Raw genomic sequence first — 16,141 nt, forward strand, 5'->3', positions numbered from 1 at the left:
GGCGACGTCGGGCGCTGGTGACTGGAGAGCAGGCACGCCACTGGATCGAGCGTTTCGTCGCCTGGTACAACGACAAGGGCAGCGGACGCCGGGCCGCGTGGGGTAGACTGCGTCCGTGGCTCGACCCGGCAAGCGCCCCACGGATGATTTGCTGACACCGACGCTGCAGGACGCCGGCGAGGTGCAGGCAGCGCCAGGGAAGCGGCCGTTCCGGCTCCGGTCCCAGCTCTGGATCGGGGTGCTCGGCGGCGTGGTGCCCATGTTCCTCCTCGGCATGATCAACGCCGGGCGCCTGCGGCTGCCGGCCGAGCAACGGCGGCGAATGCTGCTCCTCGGCCTCGCGGCCCTGGCCGCCATCCTGGCCATCTGGAGCTGGGCGCAGTTTTCCGCGTACGGCCAGGCGTCGGCCGACGCGCCGGGCTTCTACCGCGGGATCCGGCTCGCCAACCAGGTCCTCGGCGTGCTGCTTTACCTCGCCTACAGCCGCCTTCAGCAGCTCGCCGACCGGCGCTTCCAGTTCGCCGGCGGAGAGCACGCCTCCCTCTGGATCCCGGGCATCGCCGTCATGCTCGCCGGCTTCGCGATCCAGTTCGCCGTGCTCGCGGGGCTCGCCGCGCTCCCCGCCGGAGCGCAGCCGTGAGCGGCGCCGAGCAGGCCGTCGCGCTGGCGCGCCACTACCTCCACGTCGACCAGCCGCGGCGCGCGCTCGAGACGCTCGAGCGGGTCGCGGATCCCGATCTCGAGGACCCCGAGCTCTGGACGCTGCGCGCCGCCGCGCTCCGCGCGCTCGACAAGCCCGCCGAGGCCGCGCGCGCCGCGCGCGAGGGCCTCTCGCGCGCGCCGGAGTCGCCCCGCCTGCTCTACCTGCTCTGCGACTGCGAGGCGCAGCTCGGCGACGCCGCGGCGGCGGAGCGGGCCATTCTGAGCTGCCTGCGCGTCGCGCCGGAGAGCGCCCCCGCGCTCTGCCGCTACGCCTTGCTCGTCGCCAAGGAGGGCCAGGTGGACAAGGCGGCGCGGCTCGTCGAGGAGGCGGCGCGCATCGATCCCGAGGCGGGCGGCGTCGCGCGCGCCCGGATGATCGTGGCTTATCTGCAGGGCAAGGACGAGGAGCTCGCCCGGCATGGCAAGGCGCGCCTCGCCGCCGATCCCGACGACGCGCTCACCTACCACTTCCTCGGCCAGGCCATGCTCGAGGGCGGCCGGGTCGACGAGGCCGGCCGCCACCTCCGGACCGCGGCGCGCCTCGACCCGGGCGACAACGACTTCGCCAGCGCCGCGCGTGAGGCCCGCTTCGCCTCGCATCGGCTGATGAGGCCCCTCTGGCCGATGCAACGCTTCGGGGCCATCCCGGTGTGGATCGCGGCGATCGTGGTCTTCTACGGTCTACGGGCGACGGGGAACCGGGCCGCCGCGAGCCTCTTCGGCTTCGCCTACGTCGCTTACTGCCTCTACAGCTGGATCATGCCGCCGCTCCTGCGGCGCTGGATGGGTCTATCGCGATGAGCTCGGACCGGATCACCGCGCTGGAAAGGGCGCTCGAGGTCGCTCCCGACAACCACCCGCTCCGGCTCCTGCTCGCCGAGATGCTCCAGGGCGCGGGCCGCCCCGCGGACGCGGCGCGGCAGTACGAGGCGCTGCTCGACGCGGGCGAGCTGCCGCGCGAGGCGCTGCTCGACGCCGCGAGGCTCTCGATCGAGGCCGGCAGCCTGCAGGCCGCGGCGCGATGCCTCGACGCCGCGCGCAAGGCCGGGCTCGTGGAGGGGATCCCCGAGACGCAGGCGCGGCTCGACGCGAAGCTCGACCATCAGGGCGTGCTCCGGCTCGTGCACTCGTCGAGCGGCCGCGCCGCCGCCGCGGCGGGCGCCGAGGGGCGCCAGCAGGACCGACGCAAGCTCGGCGAGGAGGCGCGGACCACGTTCGCGGAGATTGGCGGCCTGGAGGAGGTGAAGAAGGCGGTGCACCGCGCCATCATCCTCCCGCTGCAGCGCCCCGACCTCTACGCGAAATACGGGCGCAAGTCGGGAGGGGGCATTCTCCTTTATGGCCCGCCCGGCTGCGGCAAGACGCTGCTGGCGCGCGCGACAGCGGGCGAGTGCGATCTGCCCTTCTTCAATGTGCGCATCGAGGACATCCTCGACCCCTACGTCGGCGTGAGCGAGCGCAACCTCCACGACGCTTTCGAGGAGGCGCGCGCCCACGCGCCCGGCGTGCTGTTCCTCGACGAGCTCGATGCGCTCGCCTTCGCCCGCCGCAAGCACCACGGCAGCGCGGGGCGCCCCCTCGTGGATCAGCTCCTCCAGGAGCTCGACTCCATCGGCTCGGAGAACAAGGGTCTGCTCGTGCTCGGCGCCACCAACGCGCCCTGGGACGTCGACGACGCGCTCAAGCGGCCCGGGCGCTTCGATCGCCTTGTGTTCGTCCCGCCCCCCGACGAGGAGGCGCGCCGCAGCGTCCTGGAGATCGCGCTCGCGGGCCGGCCTGCGGAGCGGCTGGAGCTGAAGAAGCTCGCGCGGCTGACGCCGCTCTTCAGCGGGGCCGACCTGCGCGCGCTGGTGGAGCAGGCGTTCGACCGGGTGATCGAGGAGGCGCTCGACACCGGCACGGAGCCGCCGCTCACGATGAAGCACGTGGAGGCGGTGCTCGCGGCGCAGCGCCCCACCACGCTGGAGTGGCTGGCGCGCGCCCGGAATTACGTGGAGTTCGCCAACCAGAGCGAGCACTACAAAGACGTGGCCCTGTTCCTGAAGTCCCGCGAGGCCAGGGCCTGGAAGGACTGATCGCCCGCGCCGCCCGCCGGCGCCATGGCCTTGGCGGCGAAGTACGCGTTACGCAGTCCCCGATCCGCCGGCTCCTCTTGTCCCTGATTCAGTGAAGCTGAGTCGCCGCGCCGATCTGCGGATCGATTTGTCGTGTCATCGAGACCGCCTTGCTGGCGCGCGCTCGTCTCCTCACCAGGGGATCGGGCCTGCGTCGTCCGAGAAGGTGCCAGTCGGTCCGTCGGGACCGAGCAGCGCGAGCCGCACCGGCTCGCGCGCGCCTTCTGCGACGGTGCGCGTTCCGCTGTGGTTGTTGAGATCGGTCGCGACGTAGCCGGGGCACACCGCGTTGACCTTGATCGCGGTGCCGGCGAGCTCCTGCGCGAACGCGATCGTCACCGCGTTGAGCGCGCTCTTCGACGGGTCGCCCGGGAGATCGAGGCCACGTACCCCGGCTACCGGCCGATCCCGCCGGAGATCGGGAACGAGGTGGTGCCGGATGTGGCGATGAACGTGGTGTTGATGGGCGAGGCGACGATCTACATGCGCCTCTTCTCGGAGGTGTGGACTTTGGTTGATCCGGTATAGCCCCTGAGGGATCCCCTCATTTTCGTGGCGGAAATTAGTGGTCGCAGAGAGCTGCTCCACGGTCGGCATGCGTAGGTCCATTGGTGACATGAGTCATCGAAATCTTGAGCTTCATGGACCTCGAAACGAATAATTGTGCCGTGCGAGTGAGAAATCGTCGTCGCTGACCGGAATATATATTGGTAGGAGGCGACCAGCGAGCCTAGCGCATGCGCCGTTGGTCCGAGCGACATCATGACGACTTTCGCGAAGAACGCGCATCAGCCTGCCACACATGACTCCGCACCTGCGCCATCTACGCAGACCAATCGCCCGAAAGTCGACCCGAAGTACATCCAGACCTTCGTCGAGAATTTGTTCGGCGATGACCTGCACGCGATGCGCGTCCTGTCGCTCGCGAACGGCGTCGTTGGCGTCCTGCACGCGGCGGTGCTGGCCATCCATGCCATCGGCCAAGCGTATGCGAAGGTCGCAAACGTCAAGCCGAAGAGTGGGGTCAAGCAGGTCGACCGGCTGCTGAGCAATACCGGCATCGACGTGTTCCATTCCCTGAAGTCGTGGGTAGAGTTCGTGATCGGGGTCCGCAAAGAGATCGTTATCGCGTTGGACTGGACGGACTTCGAGAAGGACGATCACACGACGCTCTGCGCCTACCTTGTGACGCGGCATGGTCGTGCCACGCCGCTGGCATGGAAGACGGTGAAGAAGTCCGCGTTGAAAGGCACTCAGAAGGACCACGAATACGAGCTCATCGAGTGGCTCCACGGGGCCATCGACGAGACGGTCGAGGTCATTCTGCTCGCCGACCGGGGCTTCGGCGATCGCAAGCTCTACGACTTTTTGGAGTTCATGGGCTGGGACTTCGTAATCCGCTTCCGCGGGGGTATCGTCGTCGAGAACGCGGCCGGGGAAGCGAGGTCCGCCAGCGCGTGGGTGCCGACGAGCCGCCGCGCCACGATGCTGCGCGAGGTGCGCGTCACCGCCGACCGCGCGAAGGTCCCGGCCGTCGTCCTTGTCCACGCGCCGAAGATGAAGGAGCCGTGGTGTTTGGCCACAACGCTTTCGGGCCGCAAGGCGGGCGATATCGTCAAGCTCTACGGCAAGAGGTTCACGATCGAGGAGACGTTTCGAGACATCAAGGACAACCACTTCGGGATGGGCCTCTCCGCCACGCACATCCACAACGCCGACCGGCGCGATCGCCTGCTGCTGCTCGCGGCCATCGCCCATGCACTCTTGACGCTGCTCGGCGCTGCGAGCGAGGAGGCCGGCCTCGATCGGTATCTGAAGGTCAACACCGTCAAGCGCCGCACACATTCGCTCTACCGCCAGGGGCTCTACTGGTACGACTGCATTCCCACCCTGCGCGAGGACTGGCTTCGGCCTCTCATGACGGCCTTCGATCGCATCGTCCGGGAGCACGCCGTCTTCCGCGAGATTTTCGGCATTATTTGAGGGGATTCCCCAGGTATAGCCCTCCCCTGGCGTCCGCCGTCCCGTGGCCGAGTTGGGCGCGTGACAAGGTGGATGCTGCGTTCAAGCTCAAGTACCCGCTACTCGGTACCACGGTGTTGGCGCTCGCTGCAAACCGCGGAATTCCGGACAGCCCGAGCGATGGGTGAGTCGTTCGTCACCTGAGGGATCCCCTCATTTTCGTGGCGGAAATTAGTGGTCGCAGAGAGCTGCTCCACGGTCGGCATGCGTAGGTCCATTGGTGACATGAGTCATCGAAATCTTGAGCTTCATGGACCTCGAAACGAATAATTGTGCCGTGCGAGTGAGAAATCGTCGTCGCTGACCGGAATATATATTGGTAGGAGGCGACCAGCGAGCCTAGCGCATGCGCCGTTGGTCCGAGCGACATCATGACGACTTTCGCGAAGAACGCGCATCAGCCTGCCACACATGACTCCGCACCTGCGCCATCTACGCAGACCAATCGCCCGAAAGTCGACCCGAAGTACATCCAGACCTTCGTCGAGAATTTGTTCGGCGATGACCTGCACGCGATGCGCGTCCTGTCGCTCGCGAACGGCGTCGTTGGCGTCCTGCACGCGGCGGTGCTGGCCATCCATGCCATCGGCCAAGCGTATGCGAAGGTCGCAAACGTCAAGCCGAAGAGTGGGGTCAAGCAGGTCGACCGGCTGCTGAGCAATACCGGCATCGACGTGTTCCATTCCCTGAAGTCGTGGGTAGAGTTCGTGATCGGGGTCCGCAAAGAGATCGTTATCGCGTTGGACTGGACGGACTTCGAGAAGGACGATCACACGACGCTCTGCGCCTACCTTGTGACGCGGCATGGTCGTGCCACGCCGCTGGCATGGAAGACGGTGAAGAAGTCCGCGTTGAAAGGCACTCAGAAGGACCACGAATACGAGCTCATCGAGTGGCTCCACGGGGCCATCGACGAGACGGTCGAGGTCATTCTGCTCGCCGACCGGGGCTTCGGCGATCGCAAGCTCTACGACTTTTTGGAGTTCATGGGCTGGGACTTCGTAATCCGCTTCCGCGGGGGTATCGTCGTCGAGAACGCGGCCGGGGAAGCGAGGTCCGCCAGCGCGTGGGTGCCGACGAGCCGCCGCGCCACGATGCTGCGCGAGGTGCGCGTCACCGCCGACCGCGCGAAGGTCCCGGCCGTCGTCCTTGTCCACGCGCCGAAGATGAAGGAGCCGTGGTGTTTGGCCACAACGCTTTCGGGCCGCAAGGCGGGCGATATCGTCAAGCTCTACGGCAAGAGGTTCACGATCGAGGAGACGTTTCGAGACATCAAGGACAACCACTTCGGGATGGGCCTCTCCGCCACGCACATCCACAACGCCGACCGGCGCGATCGCCTGCTGCTGCTCGCGGCCATCGCCCATGCACTCTTGACGCTGCTCGGCGCTGCGAGCGAGGAGGCCGGCCTCGATCGGTATCTGAAGGTCAACACCGTCAAGCGCCGCACACATTCGCTCTACCGCCAGGGGCTCTACTGGTACGACTGCATTCCCACCCTGCGCGAGGACTGGCTTCGGCCTCTCATGACGGCCTTCGATCGCATCGTCCGGGAGCACGCCGTCTTCCGCGAGATTTTCGGCATTATTTGAGGGGATTCCCCAGGTTCGTCACCCCCCCCAGGGTCACCGAGATCGTCTCGGGCACGGCGTTGGCGACGAGGACCTCGAGCGCGAGCGCGGCCGCCTCCGCGTCGCGGTGAAGGTCCATGGCCAGAAGGATAGGGGCGATGCTCGTCCTAACGGTTGCAGCAGAGCACGTGCGTGTCACCGGGTTCCGGTTCGCCGCCCATGACTTTGGAGTCGGTCGAAGGCGTGCATGTAGGCTCGTCCTTCACGAAGGCAGCGCGAATCGCACCGATCTGTCCGTCGATCGTGTCCGCGCAGAGCGGCTCATCCAGCCCGGAGATAGGGACAGAGCCGAGCTCTTCTGAGCAACCTGCCTGATAATATAGTTTGGTCTCTACACGGCACTTGTCGCGGCTCGGCTCGCTACAGGAGCATGGGCTGCACGTGCGCGTATCGTTGTAGAGGGGAAACTCCCGCCGAATCCGGTAGGAGTCCCAGCACCCGCCGTTCGGCTGCGGTGGGTAACAATGGAGGAAGTCCGTGGAAAAGAAGTCGATGTCTGGACTGCAAGCCCGGACGAAGGTCATGTTCGTTCGTCGCAGCGGAGGCACCGGGGAGACAGGCTCGCAGCCACTCACGACCGGTGGTTCGATCATCACGGCAGCGTAGGAATCGCTCGGAATGGGGTGGGTAAGGGCCATGCATGTCCCATCCCAGGAGCCGCCCGCATCGATCGTGGCAACATCGTCTCCAAATGAGCAAGTGGATGAGGAGTACAGGCGCACCCTGCTCGATAGGAAACAGGCAGACGGGCCACACTCGCAAGGCTCGCACTCGACCGGCTCAGGCGTACCCGCCCACCCTTCCCACAATGTCTTGTCATCGCATCGTGGAGCACTCTCATATCGGCCGTCCCAAACCAAAATAAGCTGGCTCGGATCTGGATCTGGCCACTCTTCAGGTATCGGCGACGAGCAGCCGATGAGCACACACGTGGCCAGCGTGGAGAGCGCAACCCAGCGCATCGCGGCGGCCACCCCTCTGTCTTGATCAGTTGTCAGCGTTGCCATAGATGATCTCCGCGCTGGAGCAGCAGAACGTTCGGGTCTCGCCGCTCTCGATCGTGCCGTCCACCAGGGAGACGGTGGCTTTGGGTGAGCACGTGCCCGGCTCGTCCCGTGCGAACACCACGCGCGCTCCTGCCAGAGGCGAATCAATAGGTGCGCCGTAGCAGATTTCCTCCTGTGTACCGATTCCGTTGATCGAGATCAGCATGTCCGAGCAGCTCGTGTCGCTGAAGAGCAGCACATCCACCACGCAGACTCCACCGACGGGCTCACCGCACTCGCATGGTGTGCAGGTACGGGCGTCTCGGATCTTCTCCTGGAACTCGAAGCGGGCGGAGAAGCCCGGCCGGCACGAGCCGTCGTGCTCGGGTGTGATACACACGAGCCCATCGAACCCTGTCCTATACTCACCGGTCCACGGGCAAGCTCGTGCAAACGTCCCGCCGAGGGGCGGCGGAGTGAACTGCGCTGACGCCCTGCACGCGGGAGCCATCGTAGGCGGCGTGATGGTCACCGAGGCGAACGCGTCGCCCGGGACAGGGGGCGAGGTCTTGATGCAGTGCCCTGGCGGGTCGGCTGCATCGGCGAACTTGACCTCGATTCCCTCGTCAGCGCAGCGAGCGGCTTCGTGCGCCTTCACCATGTCTGGCAGCACGCACGCGGCAGGGCTGCACGCGCACGTCCCGCATTCGTTCTGGTACCAAGGATCGGTGCGTACACCAGCCCAACCATCCCAGTAGTCGAGTCGACCTTCTGGACACATGGGAAAATCTGCCGTGTCGCCGACCCACAACAACACCGGGTTGTCATCGGTCCGGGGCTTGGGGATCTCGAGGTCCTCTCCGCAACCGAGCAGCGCAGCCACGCTGAAAGCAAGACAAGACGTAGATCGCATCGAGGATTCCTCACGCTGCTCAGTAAAAGGCCCTCTGACAAGGGAGCAGACAGTCACAGAGATCGGGCTCCTGCGCCGGCGTCTTCATGGTCTGCCGCGTGGGAGCGGCGGGCCGGGTCGTGCGCGGCCGCGTCGCGACGGGCGGCGTGGTGGCCCCTGGGAGCGGCACAGGGCATCGATCGAGCGGTCGAGCTGAGGGCGGCGGGGTGGCTCGATCCGCCGCGGCCTGGATCCCTGGCCCCAGGCGCGGCACGGCGTGACGCGGGGGCCCCCACCGCAGGACCGCGGCCGCGCTGCCCAGCACGAACGCCAGCGCGAGCACCGCGCCGAACCAGCGCGAGGGGGAGCGTCGCCCTGGGTGCGGCTTGAACGCGGAGGGGTCGAGGGCACCGGCGGTATCGGCAGCACCGCCGACGACGAGCGCAGCCGAGCCGAAGCCATGGAACAGGCACGCTCGTGTGTTCGCCGCGTGCGCTTCGTCGTAGGTCTTGCGGAACTGCGCGCTGCTCGGGAGCATCGAGCCGTCCGAAAGGCGCGACACCTTGGCGGCCGTTTCGCTCTCCGCGGCGTTGCCGGCCAGGTGAAGGCCGACGCCGGCGCCGAGCAGGGCCGCCGAGGCGGCCGCGCCGGTGCCGAGGGTCCACGGGTTGCGCGCCCGCGCTGGAGCGCTGGCGGCCTTCGGGGCCTCAAGGCGAGGGCGACGCGCCGCGACTGCCCCGCCGTCACCCTGACGAGCGCACGGGCTACCTGACCCTGCTTGTCCGTCGCCGTGACCTCGTGCTGTCCAGGGACGACGAAAACGGGGCCGCCCGCGCTCACCTCGCGACCGTCCACCAGGAGCCGCGCCGTGCCCGGCGGGGCGCTCACGTGGAGCTCGGCCACGCGCTGCCGAACGGCCGCGAGGTCGGCGCGTCGGACCTCGTAGCGGCGGCGCTCGATGTCGTTGGTCGGCGCGGGCATCTGCGCGACGCACGTGGAGAGCTCGGCCGCGGCCTCCTCGAGTCGGCCGAGGCGCAGGTCGAACACGCCGAGCTGACACACGGCCATCGTCGAGGGCTCGAGCTCGTTGATCCGCGCCCAGAGCTCGCGGGCGCGAGCAAGGTCGAGCCGCTTGGCGGCCTTCTCCGCCTCCTCGATGAGCTCCTGGACCTCGCGGGACCGGGGAGGAGGGTCCGCGGCCGCGGCCTGTACGGGGCACGCGGAGGCAAGGACGAGGGCCAGGGCCGCCGCTTGCCGTCGATGGACCGGTAGAAGAGAAGCACGCACGGTTCACCGGGGGCAAACGAGGGAGACCACAGCGCCGCGCTGGCCCATCCAGCGCGGCGCTGCTTTTCATACCACCGCGACGACGCGGTCGAGCGTGCAGAAGTGCCGCGTGTCCCGTGGCATTCATTGCGATCGAGCGGAGAAATTTCTCATTTGCGGCCCAGGAAAGCGCCGCGACCGGTGAGAACTCTCGCGGCGGTCCATGTCCGCGCGACGCTGGCTACCTGTCCCCATCGCGACGAAGGAGGAAGCGATGGGGACGAGGGTGGAGTGGGCCGAGAGGGTGCAGCGATGGGAACGGAGCGGGTTGAGCGTCGACAAGTTCGCGCGGCGCGAGGGCTCAAGCCGAAGGAGCTGTACCGGTGGCGCTGGAAGCTGCGAGCTGATGGGCCCTCGCAGCCCTCGCCGTCGTCGTCGCCCGAGCCGTCGCGGTTCCTACCGGTGAACGTGGTGGCCGACGTCTCGCCGGTCGAGGCGGAGCCGAGCGAGAGCGCGCTGCCCAACGGGCGGGTGGTTCGCGTTCGGCCGGGCTTCAACCTCGCCACGCTCGAGCGCGTGCTGGCGCTGGCCGCTGAGGAAACGCCTTGCTGTAGCGGCCGCCGGCGCCTCGCCGCCTCGCTCGTGCGCTGGCGTCGTCGGCGCTCACGCGGCCCCTCGACCGCGCTGAGGCTTCGACCGTACGCAGCCCCGAAGACGACGGGCGGAACACCGCGAAGTTCAGTCGCGGATCTTCGTGTTATGGAGTTCTATGCGTTCGAGCAGCGCAGGAGTGATTGGTTGTTCGAGCGCCTCCAAGCCTACGAGAAGGTTCTGGACGATCGTTCCCGCGTCTCTTGCAAAGGCCCGAGGTGTTGCAAGGAAAAAGGGCCAGATAGCTTCAAGTGCCTCCAGGGTCGAGACGACCGCCGCCTCCCGCTGTCCCAGTTCGCGCTGTCTCCGGCCCAGGCTGTTCAGGCTGCTGGCGAGGTTTGGCAGGAAGGCGTCGGGGTTGCGCTCCACCAGGGCGCGGTTGCAGTCGACCGCGTCCTGTGCGACTTGCAGTGCCTCTTCTAGCCGCCCAAGGTCACTCAACGTGGTGCCCAGGTTGCTCAGGCTGATTGCAAGGTTTGGCAGGAAGGCGCCGGGGTTGAGCTTCGCCAGCGTGCGGTTGCACGCGACAGCCTCTTCTGCGGCATCCAGCGCCTCTTTTAGCCGCCCAAGCTCACTTAGTCTGCAGCCCACGTTATTCAGGCTGATGGCGAGGTCTGGAAGGAAGGCGTCGGGGTTACGTTCCGCCAGCGTGCGGGTCCAGGTGACGGCCTCCTGTGCGACTTTCAGCGCTTCTTCTTGCCACCCCAGGCTACTCAACTTGCTGCCTAAGTTGTTCAGGCCTACGGCGAGGTCTGGAAGGAAGGCGTCGGGGTTGCGCTCCGCCAACCTACGCCAACAGGCCACAGCCTCCCGTGTAGCGTTCAGAGCCTCGTGTGGCCGCCCAAGGTCACTCAGCACGACGCCGAGGTTGTTCACACCGGCGGCAAGGTTCTGCAGGAAGGTGTCGGGGCTGCGCTCCGCCAACCTGCGCCAACAGTCCACAGCCTCCTGTGTGGCGTCCAGAGCCTCTGCTCGACGCCCGAGTTCACTGAACGTGCTACCGAGGTTGGTCAGACTGGGCGCAAGGTTTGGCAGGAAGAGGTCGGAGTTGCGCTCCACCAGCCTGCGGTGGATGGCGACCGCTTCTTTCGCGACCTCTAGTGCCTCATCTCGCTGCCCCAGGTTACCCAACACGGTACCCAGGCCGCTCAGGCTGATCCCAAGCTTCTGTAAGGAAGCGTCAGCGTTGTGCTCCGCTAACGTGCGGCAGCAGGCGACAGCTTTCTTAGCGGCCTCCAGTGCCTCATCTCGCCGCCCCAACTCGGTAAGTTGGAGCGAGTAGTTGTGCAGCCGCCGTGCCTGCTCCTCGAGAGCCGGATCGTCCACTACGCTAGCGCTTTGCTTGAGCAGCGTCCGGCTCACCCAAACAGCGACACGACGTAACGACACGGTCAAGGGCGGCAGCCCAACCTTTTCCAGCGTGCGTGCTACCTCCCTGTCTCCGCCCACCTCCAGCCTGTCGGCCAGCACCTCACCGAGCAACGAAAACGGCGTTCGGTGCCCAACTCGCTTCGCGGCCTCCAGCGCCAGTGGTGCTCGATCATGCAGCGGTCCGGCGAGCATCCGATCTATCCACAGCCGGGTCACGGCCGGGCCCGCTGCGGACGCGTGCCCCAGCACCGAAAAACCCGTGCGCACGGGCAGTCCCGCCTCGTCCGGTGGAAAGACCCTCTCGATCCAGTCCGAGAGAGGGCGATCCTCCGCGAGTTTAGGCGCGCCCACCCGCAGCACCATCCCCTCTCCCAATAGATCTGGCTCGAGCGCAGGGATATAGACGGCACCTCGGCCAGAGCCTTGGTAGACTCGATGCAGTAGTCGCAACAGATCCTCCTCGCGCTGTCCGGGATTGCGTCTCAACAGTCTGCCAACAACTGCGGATGCCTCGGCTGGGTCCGCAATCCCGCCGCGCAGCGTGGACGTCGCCATCACCTGCCGCGCGAGCGACCGCCGCGAGGCCAGCGCCACGCCGGCTTGCCCAGCGCTCTCTTCCCAGAAGCGCTCCTCGTGGTCGAGGATCGTATCCATCAGCGTATTGGCCTCGAACCTGAGGCCTGCAACCGTCGCTAGCGCGGCCATGTGTAAATATAGAACTTGATCGAAGCGCGCGTCCGTGAGATCAGGTGGTTCACGTTCGACCAGCGCGGTCGTCCGCCGCTCTGCAAACCTCCGAGCTGCCTCTAGGAACACGGCCTCACGCTCAGCGCCCCCCCTCGCCAAAGGCTGCAGGTCTAGCGATGGCGTCGCGTCGAGCCATGCTCCGAGCGCGACGTCCTCCTGCCTCAACGATTGCCACCAGTCGCCGTCGCTGCGCGCGAGCAGCAGCAGGCGGACGCGCTGCAGTATACCGGTTCCTTGCTGCTGGCAGTAACGGAGCGCACGCAGCAACATGTCGCGCAGATCCGCACGGCTCTCCGCGTAGTCCAGCACTGCGAGGACCGGTCTTCCCAGTGCACACAGGCGTTCAAACCAGCCTTCGGAGCTGCCCTTCGCCAGGAAGCCCGCGGCCCAGCCTTCTGCGCGACATCGGCGCGCCCACTCGATCGCGAGACGCGTCTTTCCGACGCCACCTTCCGCGTGCAGCAGCCGAATTCCCACGGGTGACCCGTCGTTGCACCAGCGATCCAGCTCGGCCAGGATCTCCTTGCGTCCCTGTTCGTGCCACGGCACGACCTCATGCCGTGCGTTGAGCAACGCCGACGGAGGCGCGTTCGGCGCTAAGTCCACGTGCCCGTCAGTCAACAGATCGTCGACGCCGGGCACAACGTCGGGCTCGACATGCTCGCGCAGGAACGCGATCAAGCACTCGGCCGAAGCGCGGGCGGCGAACTCCTTAAAGTGATCGTCCCGCCCGTGGTTAGCGAAGTCCATGACGCCCTTCATCACCAGTGCGTCTAGCTTTGCGTCGCGCTGGGCATGCGCGAGCGCGCCGACGGCAGCCGCCTCCATATCCAGCCCCAGCGTCTTGCGCATGTGCTCCGAGACGAAGGTCCAGCACGCTTCGTCTTCGATAACCTTGTTGCCGCTGCCCATTGGCGCGACGTGCACCCGGAAAGGAAGCAGGGCGCCCGCAGGGGACAGATCCGGGAACCGACGGCGATGTTGAATCAGGATGCGCCCGATCCGGTTGCGTCCGTCGGCGGTAAGTTCGAGAGTGCCGTCTAGCAGATCCCCAGATTGCCATAACGACGCGACGACCTTCTCCCACGCCGGGCACAAATCCGAGCACTCCGGCAGCGCGTCAGGTTGCACGACGCCCTCGTACAGCTTCGCCAGAACCCAGTTCTCCTGCCACTCGTAGGGAACGGGGCGTTTTCTCCACCAGGACGTGTCCCGAAAGCGTGCGGCGAACTCGGTGTGTTCCAGCGCAACCTTCCAGTCCTCGCGCAGGTTGTAAGTCGTCAGATCCTGCTGCACCTCGTCTGGCAGCTGCTTACCCGTGTCGTGGAAGAACAAGCGCTCGGCAGTGACGACGTCGCCTAGACGCGTCTTGCTAGGCCGTCCCGCGCACACGCCACACATTGCGACGCACTTCGGTCTGTACGTGTTTACTAGCGGCAGCAACGCGTTCGTCGCAGGGACCGCCCCCATGTCGCCTGCCTGCGCCAGCGCGATACGGAGCGGCCTTCCACGTGCTGCTTGGAAGCTCCGGAACGCAACAGGAAGGCCGTTTGGACCTTTCTCTGGCTCCCACCTGCTTCCTGGCTGCGCGCCCTCCTCAACCCTAAGCGCGGCCTGGTACTCCAGAGTGATCGCAACGAGGATCACTACGTCGACCTTGCGTATGCTCACAGCGCCCGTAGACATCCACCGCAGCGTACACTCGCAGCCGCTCGCAAGGAAAGGAGACCCGGAGGTGCCGTGCCCCCCCAAGCTTGATCTTGGCCGGCGCTGTGGCCCGCGAGTTCGACGGTGGCCGGTGCGGTGCCCCGCAAGTGCGGCCTTGGCCGGTGTCAGAGATCGGCCTCACGGACCACGACCCGATCCGCAGAACGAATCACGACCGGAGGAGGACCACCTGATAGAGTTCAGCAGGGGCGGACTGTCACTCGGCCGGATGTAGGCGGGACCACCGGGAATGGGCGCGGCAGATTACGCGAGGGTACGGGGCCCACAGAGCTGCACCGGAGATACCAGGCCGGCGGAGCCGACCCCGGGTCCGCATCTGCGTGCTGCGTGCTAGAGGGCGTGAGTGCCGGGGCCCTCCATGGCGTTGAGCGGAGGCGACGTTGATGCTCAAGAGCGGCAGCGAGGCGGCGAGGTTCTCGGCGAGCAAGACAGGCTGTTCCGGTGGAAGGGACACCTATCGGCGCGAACGCGCTCGCCTCTCCGGTACCGCCGACAGGCCGAGCAGCCGACCGATCGCCTCGTGAACGACCCGGGCCGCCACCTCATCCCCGAGGGCCACGGCGCGGGTAAGCGTCTCGGCGAGCGACGTGACCACGGCCACCCGAGGCGATGGATCGACCGTCGCGAGCTCCCCGGGCACAGGGCTCGCCGATTGGACCAAGCCGCTTCGCGGCAGCTCCTGTCCCTGCTGAGGGCGACCGCGAGGACGGCCGCGATCTCGACGACGACCGCGACCGCGATGAAGACGCCGCCCTCGCGCCCCGCCATCAAACAGCCGGATCGACAGGCGCGCCATCGGCGTCAACGAGGGTGCTCAGTAACACCCTGGGAGCCATGGACCTGGCGGCGGCGCTCGGGGGCGCGAGCGAGCGCGATGCTGACGAGGTGCAGGAGCTCGTCGTGAGGCTCAAGAAGATGCTGCGGGCCCTGCTCCGTTAAGCATTCCGGACACCGAGCCGCGGTTTCCTGCCGCGGCTCGGATCCTTGTCTTCGCTGCGGCTGTCACGACAGTCATTGCTGCTGCAGCGCGACTTTTGCCGGTATTCACTGCGAAAAAAAGCGCCCGGCGCCGCGCAGGACTCGCCGCCCGCCGCCTCATTCCCTGCCCACCCTGCCGTTCGCGACGCCCCTGCCCGGGCGCCGCGTCCACCAGGAGGGCAGCGATGGGACAGCTCCGCGATCGAATGGCCGAAGACCTGAAGCTGCGGCGATACAAGCCGTCGACGTGCGACAATTACCTCCGCTGCGCACGGGCCTTCGTAGCCTATCACCGCAAGCCGCCGCAGCAGATGGGTCTCGACGAGGTGCGCGCGTTCTTGCTCTACCTCGCCGAGCAGCGCAAGGTCGCGGAGGCGACGCAGCACCAGTACGTGGCGGCGATCAAGTTCCTCTACGCCACCACGCTCGGGCGTCCGGAGGTCGCCGTCGAGATCCCCTGGCCGAAGGTACCCCAGAAGCTGCCGCCGGTCCTCAGCGGCACCGAGGTCGAGGCGCTGCTCAACGCGATCGGCTCGGTCAAGCAGCGCACGATCGTACTGACGGCGTACGGCGCCGGTCTGCGGATCGATGAGGTCTGCTCGCTGCGGGTCGAGGACATCGACAGCAAGCGCAACCTCATCCACGTCCGCAATTGCAAGCACGGGCGTGATCGGTACGTGATGCTCAGCGCCCCCGTGCTGACCGCGCTGCGCATCTACTGGCGGGCGGACAGACCCGCTGGACCGGAGCTGTTCCCGGGTCGCAAGCAGGGCTCGGTCATCTCGCACGAGGCGGTGCGCAACGCGCTGCGCGAGGCGGCGAGGCGCTGCAAGCTCCACAAGCGCGTCACCCCGCACGTGCTGCGGCACAGCTTCGCTACCCACCTGCTCGAGCTCGGCACCGACATCCGCGTCATCCAGGCCCTGCTCGGCCACCGCTCCATCCGCACCACCGTCCGCTACGCCCGCGTCAGCCAGGCTCACGTCGGTCGCACCCGCAGCCCGGTCGAAGTGCTCGGCACCCAGGAGGCCAAGAAGAAGCTCGGCTGAGGTC

General features: G+C 66.9%; 11 protein-coding genes and 1 pseudogene. 7 read left to right on the forward strand and 5 right to left on the reverse strand.

The genetic code is table 11. The annotated features are described in order from the left end of the window. The first annotated feature begins 115 nt into the window (after positions 1–115). From WMF28_RS00930 to WMF28_RS00940, 3 genes are read left to right on the forward strand one after another with little or no spacing between them, the layout of a single operon-like run. Positions 116–640, forward strand: coding sequence for a hypothetical protein (locus tag WMF28_RS00930; protein ID WP_437600108.1), 525 nt, complete (start codon positions 116–118; stop codon positions 638–640). Next, a complete protein-coding gene (locus WMF28_RS00935; protein ID WP_437600109.1) occupies positions 637–1,503 on the forward strand; it encodes a tetratricopeptide repeat protein in 867 nt (288 codons plus the stop codon). Before WMF28_RS00930 ends, WMF28_RS00935 begins: the two co-directional genes overlap by 4 nt. Continuing rightward, the gene (locus tag WMF28_RS00940; RefSeq protein ID WP_437600110.1) at positions 1,500–2,777 is read left to right on the forward strand and encodes an AAA family ATPase; all 1,278 of its coding nucleotides are present in this window, start codon (positions 1,500–1,502) and stop codon (positions 2,775–2,777) included. Before WMF28_RS00935 ends, WMF28_RS00940 begins: the two co-directional genes overlap by 4 nt. Before the next feature lie 171 nt (positions 2,778–2,948). Here the strand turns inward: WMF28_RS00940 and WMF28_RS00945 are convergent. After that, positions 2,949–3,176, reverse strand: a pseudogene (locus WMF28_RS00945) (SDR family NAD(P)-dependent oxidoreductase); the annotation flags it as partial. Positions 3,177–3,578: 402 nt separating this feature from the next. Here WMF28_RS00945 and WMF28_RS00950 point away from each other — a divergent pair. Together WMF28_RS00950 and WMF28_RS00955 are read left to right on the forward strand one after the other, a co-directional pair. After that, positions 3,579–4,799 carry an IS4 family transposase gene (locus tag WMF28_RS00950; RefSeq protein WP_437600079.1) on the forward strand — a complete coding sequence of 407 codons (1,221 nt, stop codon included), beginning with the start codon at positions 3,579–3,581 and terminating at the stop codon, positions 4,797–4,799. A 410-nt stretch (positions 4,800–5,209) separates the two neighbouring features. Then, positions 5,210–6,430: an IS4 family transposase gene (locus WMF28_RS00955; RefSeq protein ID WP_437600079.1), complete on the forward strand. Its 1,221-nt coding sequence runs from the start codon at positions 5,210–5,212 to the stop codon at positions 6,428–6,430. On the opposite strand, the gene WMF28_RS00960 is transcribed toward WMF28_RS00955, so the two are convergent. The 3 genes from WMF28_RS00960 to WMF28_RS00970 form a co-directional block, all read right to left on the reverse strand. Next, a complete protein-coding gene (locus WMF28_RS00960) occupies positions 6,423–6,548 on the reverse strand; it encodes a hypothetical protein (RefSeq protein ID WP_437600111.1) in 126 nt (41 codons plus the stop codon). The two genes, WMF28_RS00955 and WMF28_RS00960, sit on opposite strands and share 8 nt — an antisense overlap. Before the next feature lie 908 nt (positions 6,549–7,456). Further along, on the reverse strand, positions 7,457–8,368 hold the full coding sequence (locus WMF28_RS00965) for a hypothetical protein (RefSeq protein WP_437600112.1): 912 nt from the start codon (positions 8,366–8,368) through the stop codon (positions 7,457–7,459). A gap of 19 nt (positions 8,369–8,387) precedes the next feature. After that, positions 8,388–8,885, reverse strand: coding sequence for a hypothetical protein (locus WMF28_RS00970; protein WP_437600113.1), 498 nt, complete (start codon positions 8,883–8,885; stop codon positions 8,388–8,390). Positions 8,886–9,235: 350 nt separating this feature from the next. Between WMF28_RS00970 and WMF28_RS00975 the strand changes: the two genes are divergently transcribed. Beyond that, the gene (locus WMF28_RS00975; RefSeq protein ID WP_437600114.1) at positions 9,236–9,619 is read left to right on the forward strand and encodes a hypothetical protein; all 384 of its coding nucleotides are present in this window, start codon (positions 9,236–9,238) and stop codon (positions 9,617–9,619) included. A gap of 732 nt (positions 9,620–10,351) precedes the next feature. Here the strand turns inward: WMF28_RS00975 and WMF28_RS00980 are convergent. Next, the gene (locus WMF28_RS00980) at positions 10,352–13,717 is read right to left on the reverse strand and encodes a tetratricopeptide repeat protein (protein WP_437600115.1); all 3,366 of its coding nucleotides are present in this window, start codon (positions 13,715–13,717) and stop codon (positions 10,352–10,354) included. A gap of 1,556 nt (positions 13,718–15,273) precedes the next feature. On the opposite strand from WMF28_RS00980, the gene WMF28_RS00985 reads away from it, so the two are divergent. After that, positions 15,274–16,137, forward strand: coding sequence for a tyrosine-type recombinase/integrase (locus WMF28_RS00985; RefSeq protein ID WP_437600116.1), 864 nt, complete (start codon positions 15,274–15,276; stop codon positions 16,135–16,137). Positions 16,138–16,141 lie beyond the last annotated feature (4 nt).

The sequence above is a fragment of the Sorangium sp. So ce590 genome (genome assembly GCF_051521365.1).
In the GTDB taxonomy this organism is placed as follows: Bacteria; Myxococcota_A; Polyangia; order Polyangiales; family Polyangiaceae; genus Sorangium.

What these genes read in the sequence shown, in the direction of transcription:
- WMF28_RS00970 (WP_437600113.1), bottom strand. Translation starts at nt 8,885, where the DNA reads ATGCTCCCGAGCAGCGCGCAGTTCCGCAAGACCTACGACGAAGCGCAC.
- WMF28_RS00985 (WP_437600116.1), top strand. Translation starts at nt 15,274, where the DNA reads ATGGGACAGCTCCGCGATCGAATGGCCGAAGACCTGAAGCTGCGGCGA.
- WMF28_RS00950 (WP_437600079.1), top strand. Translation starts at nt 3,579, where the DNA reads ATGACGACTTTCGCGAAGAACGCGCATCAGCCTGCCACACATGACTCC.
- WMF28_RS00940 (WP_437600110.1), top strand. Translation starts at nt 1,500, where the DNA reads ATGAGCTCGGACCGGATCACCGCGCTGGAAAGGGCGCTCGAGGTCGCT.
- WMF28_RS00965 (WP_437600112.1), bottom strand. Translation starts at nt 8,368, where the DNA reads ATGCGATCTACGTCTTGTCTTGCTTTCAGCGTGGCTGCGCTGCTCGGT.
- WMF28_RS00960 (WP_437600111.1), bottom strand. Translation starts at nt 6,548, where the DNA reads ATGGACCTTCACCGCGACGCGGAGGCGGCCGCGCTCGCGCTCGAGGTC.
- WMF28_RS00955 (WP_437600079.1), top strand. Translation starts at nt 5,210, where the DNA reads ATGACGACTTTCGCGAAGAACGCGCATCAGCCTGCCACACATGACTCC.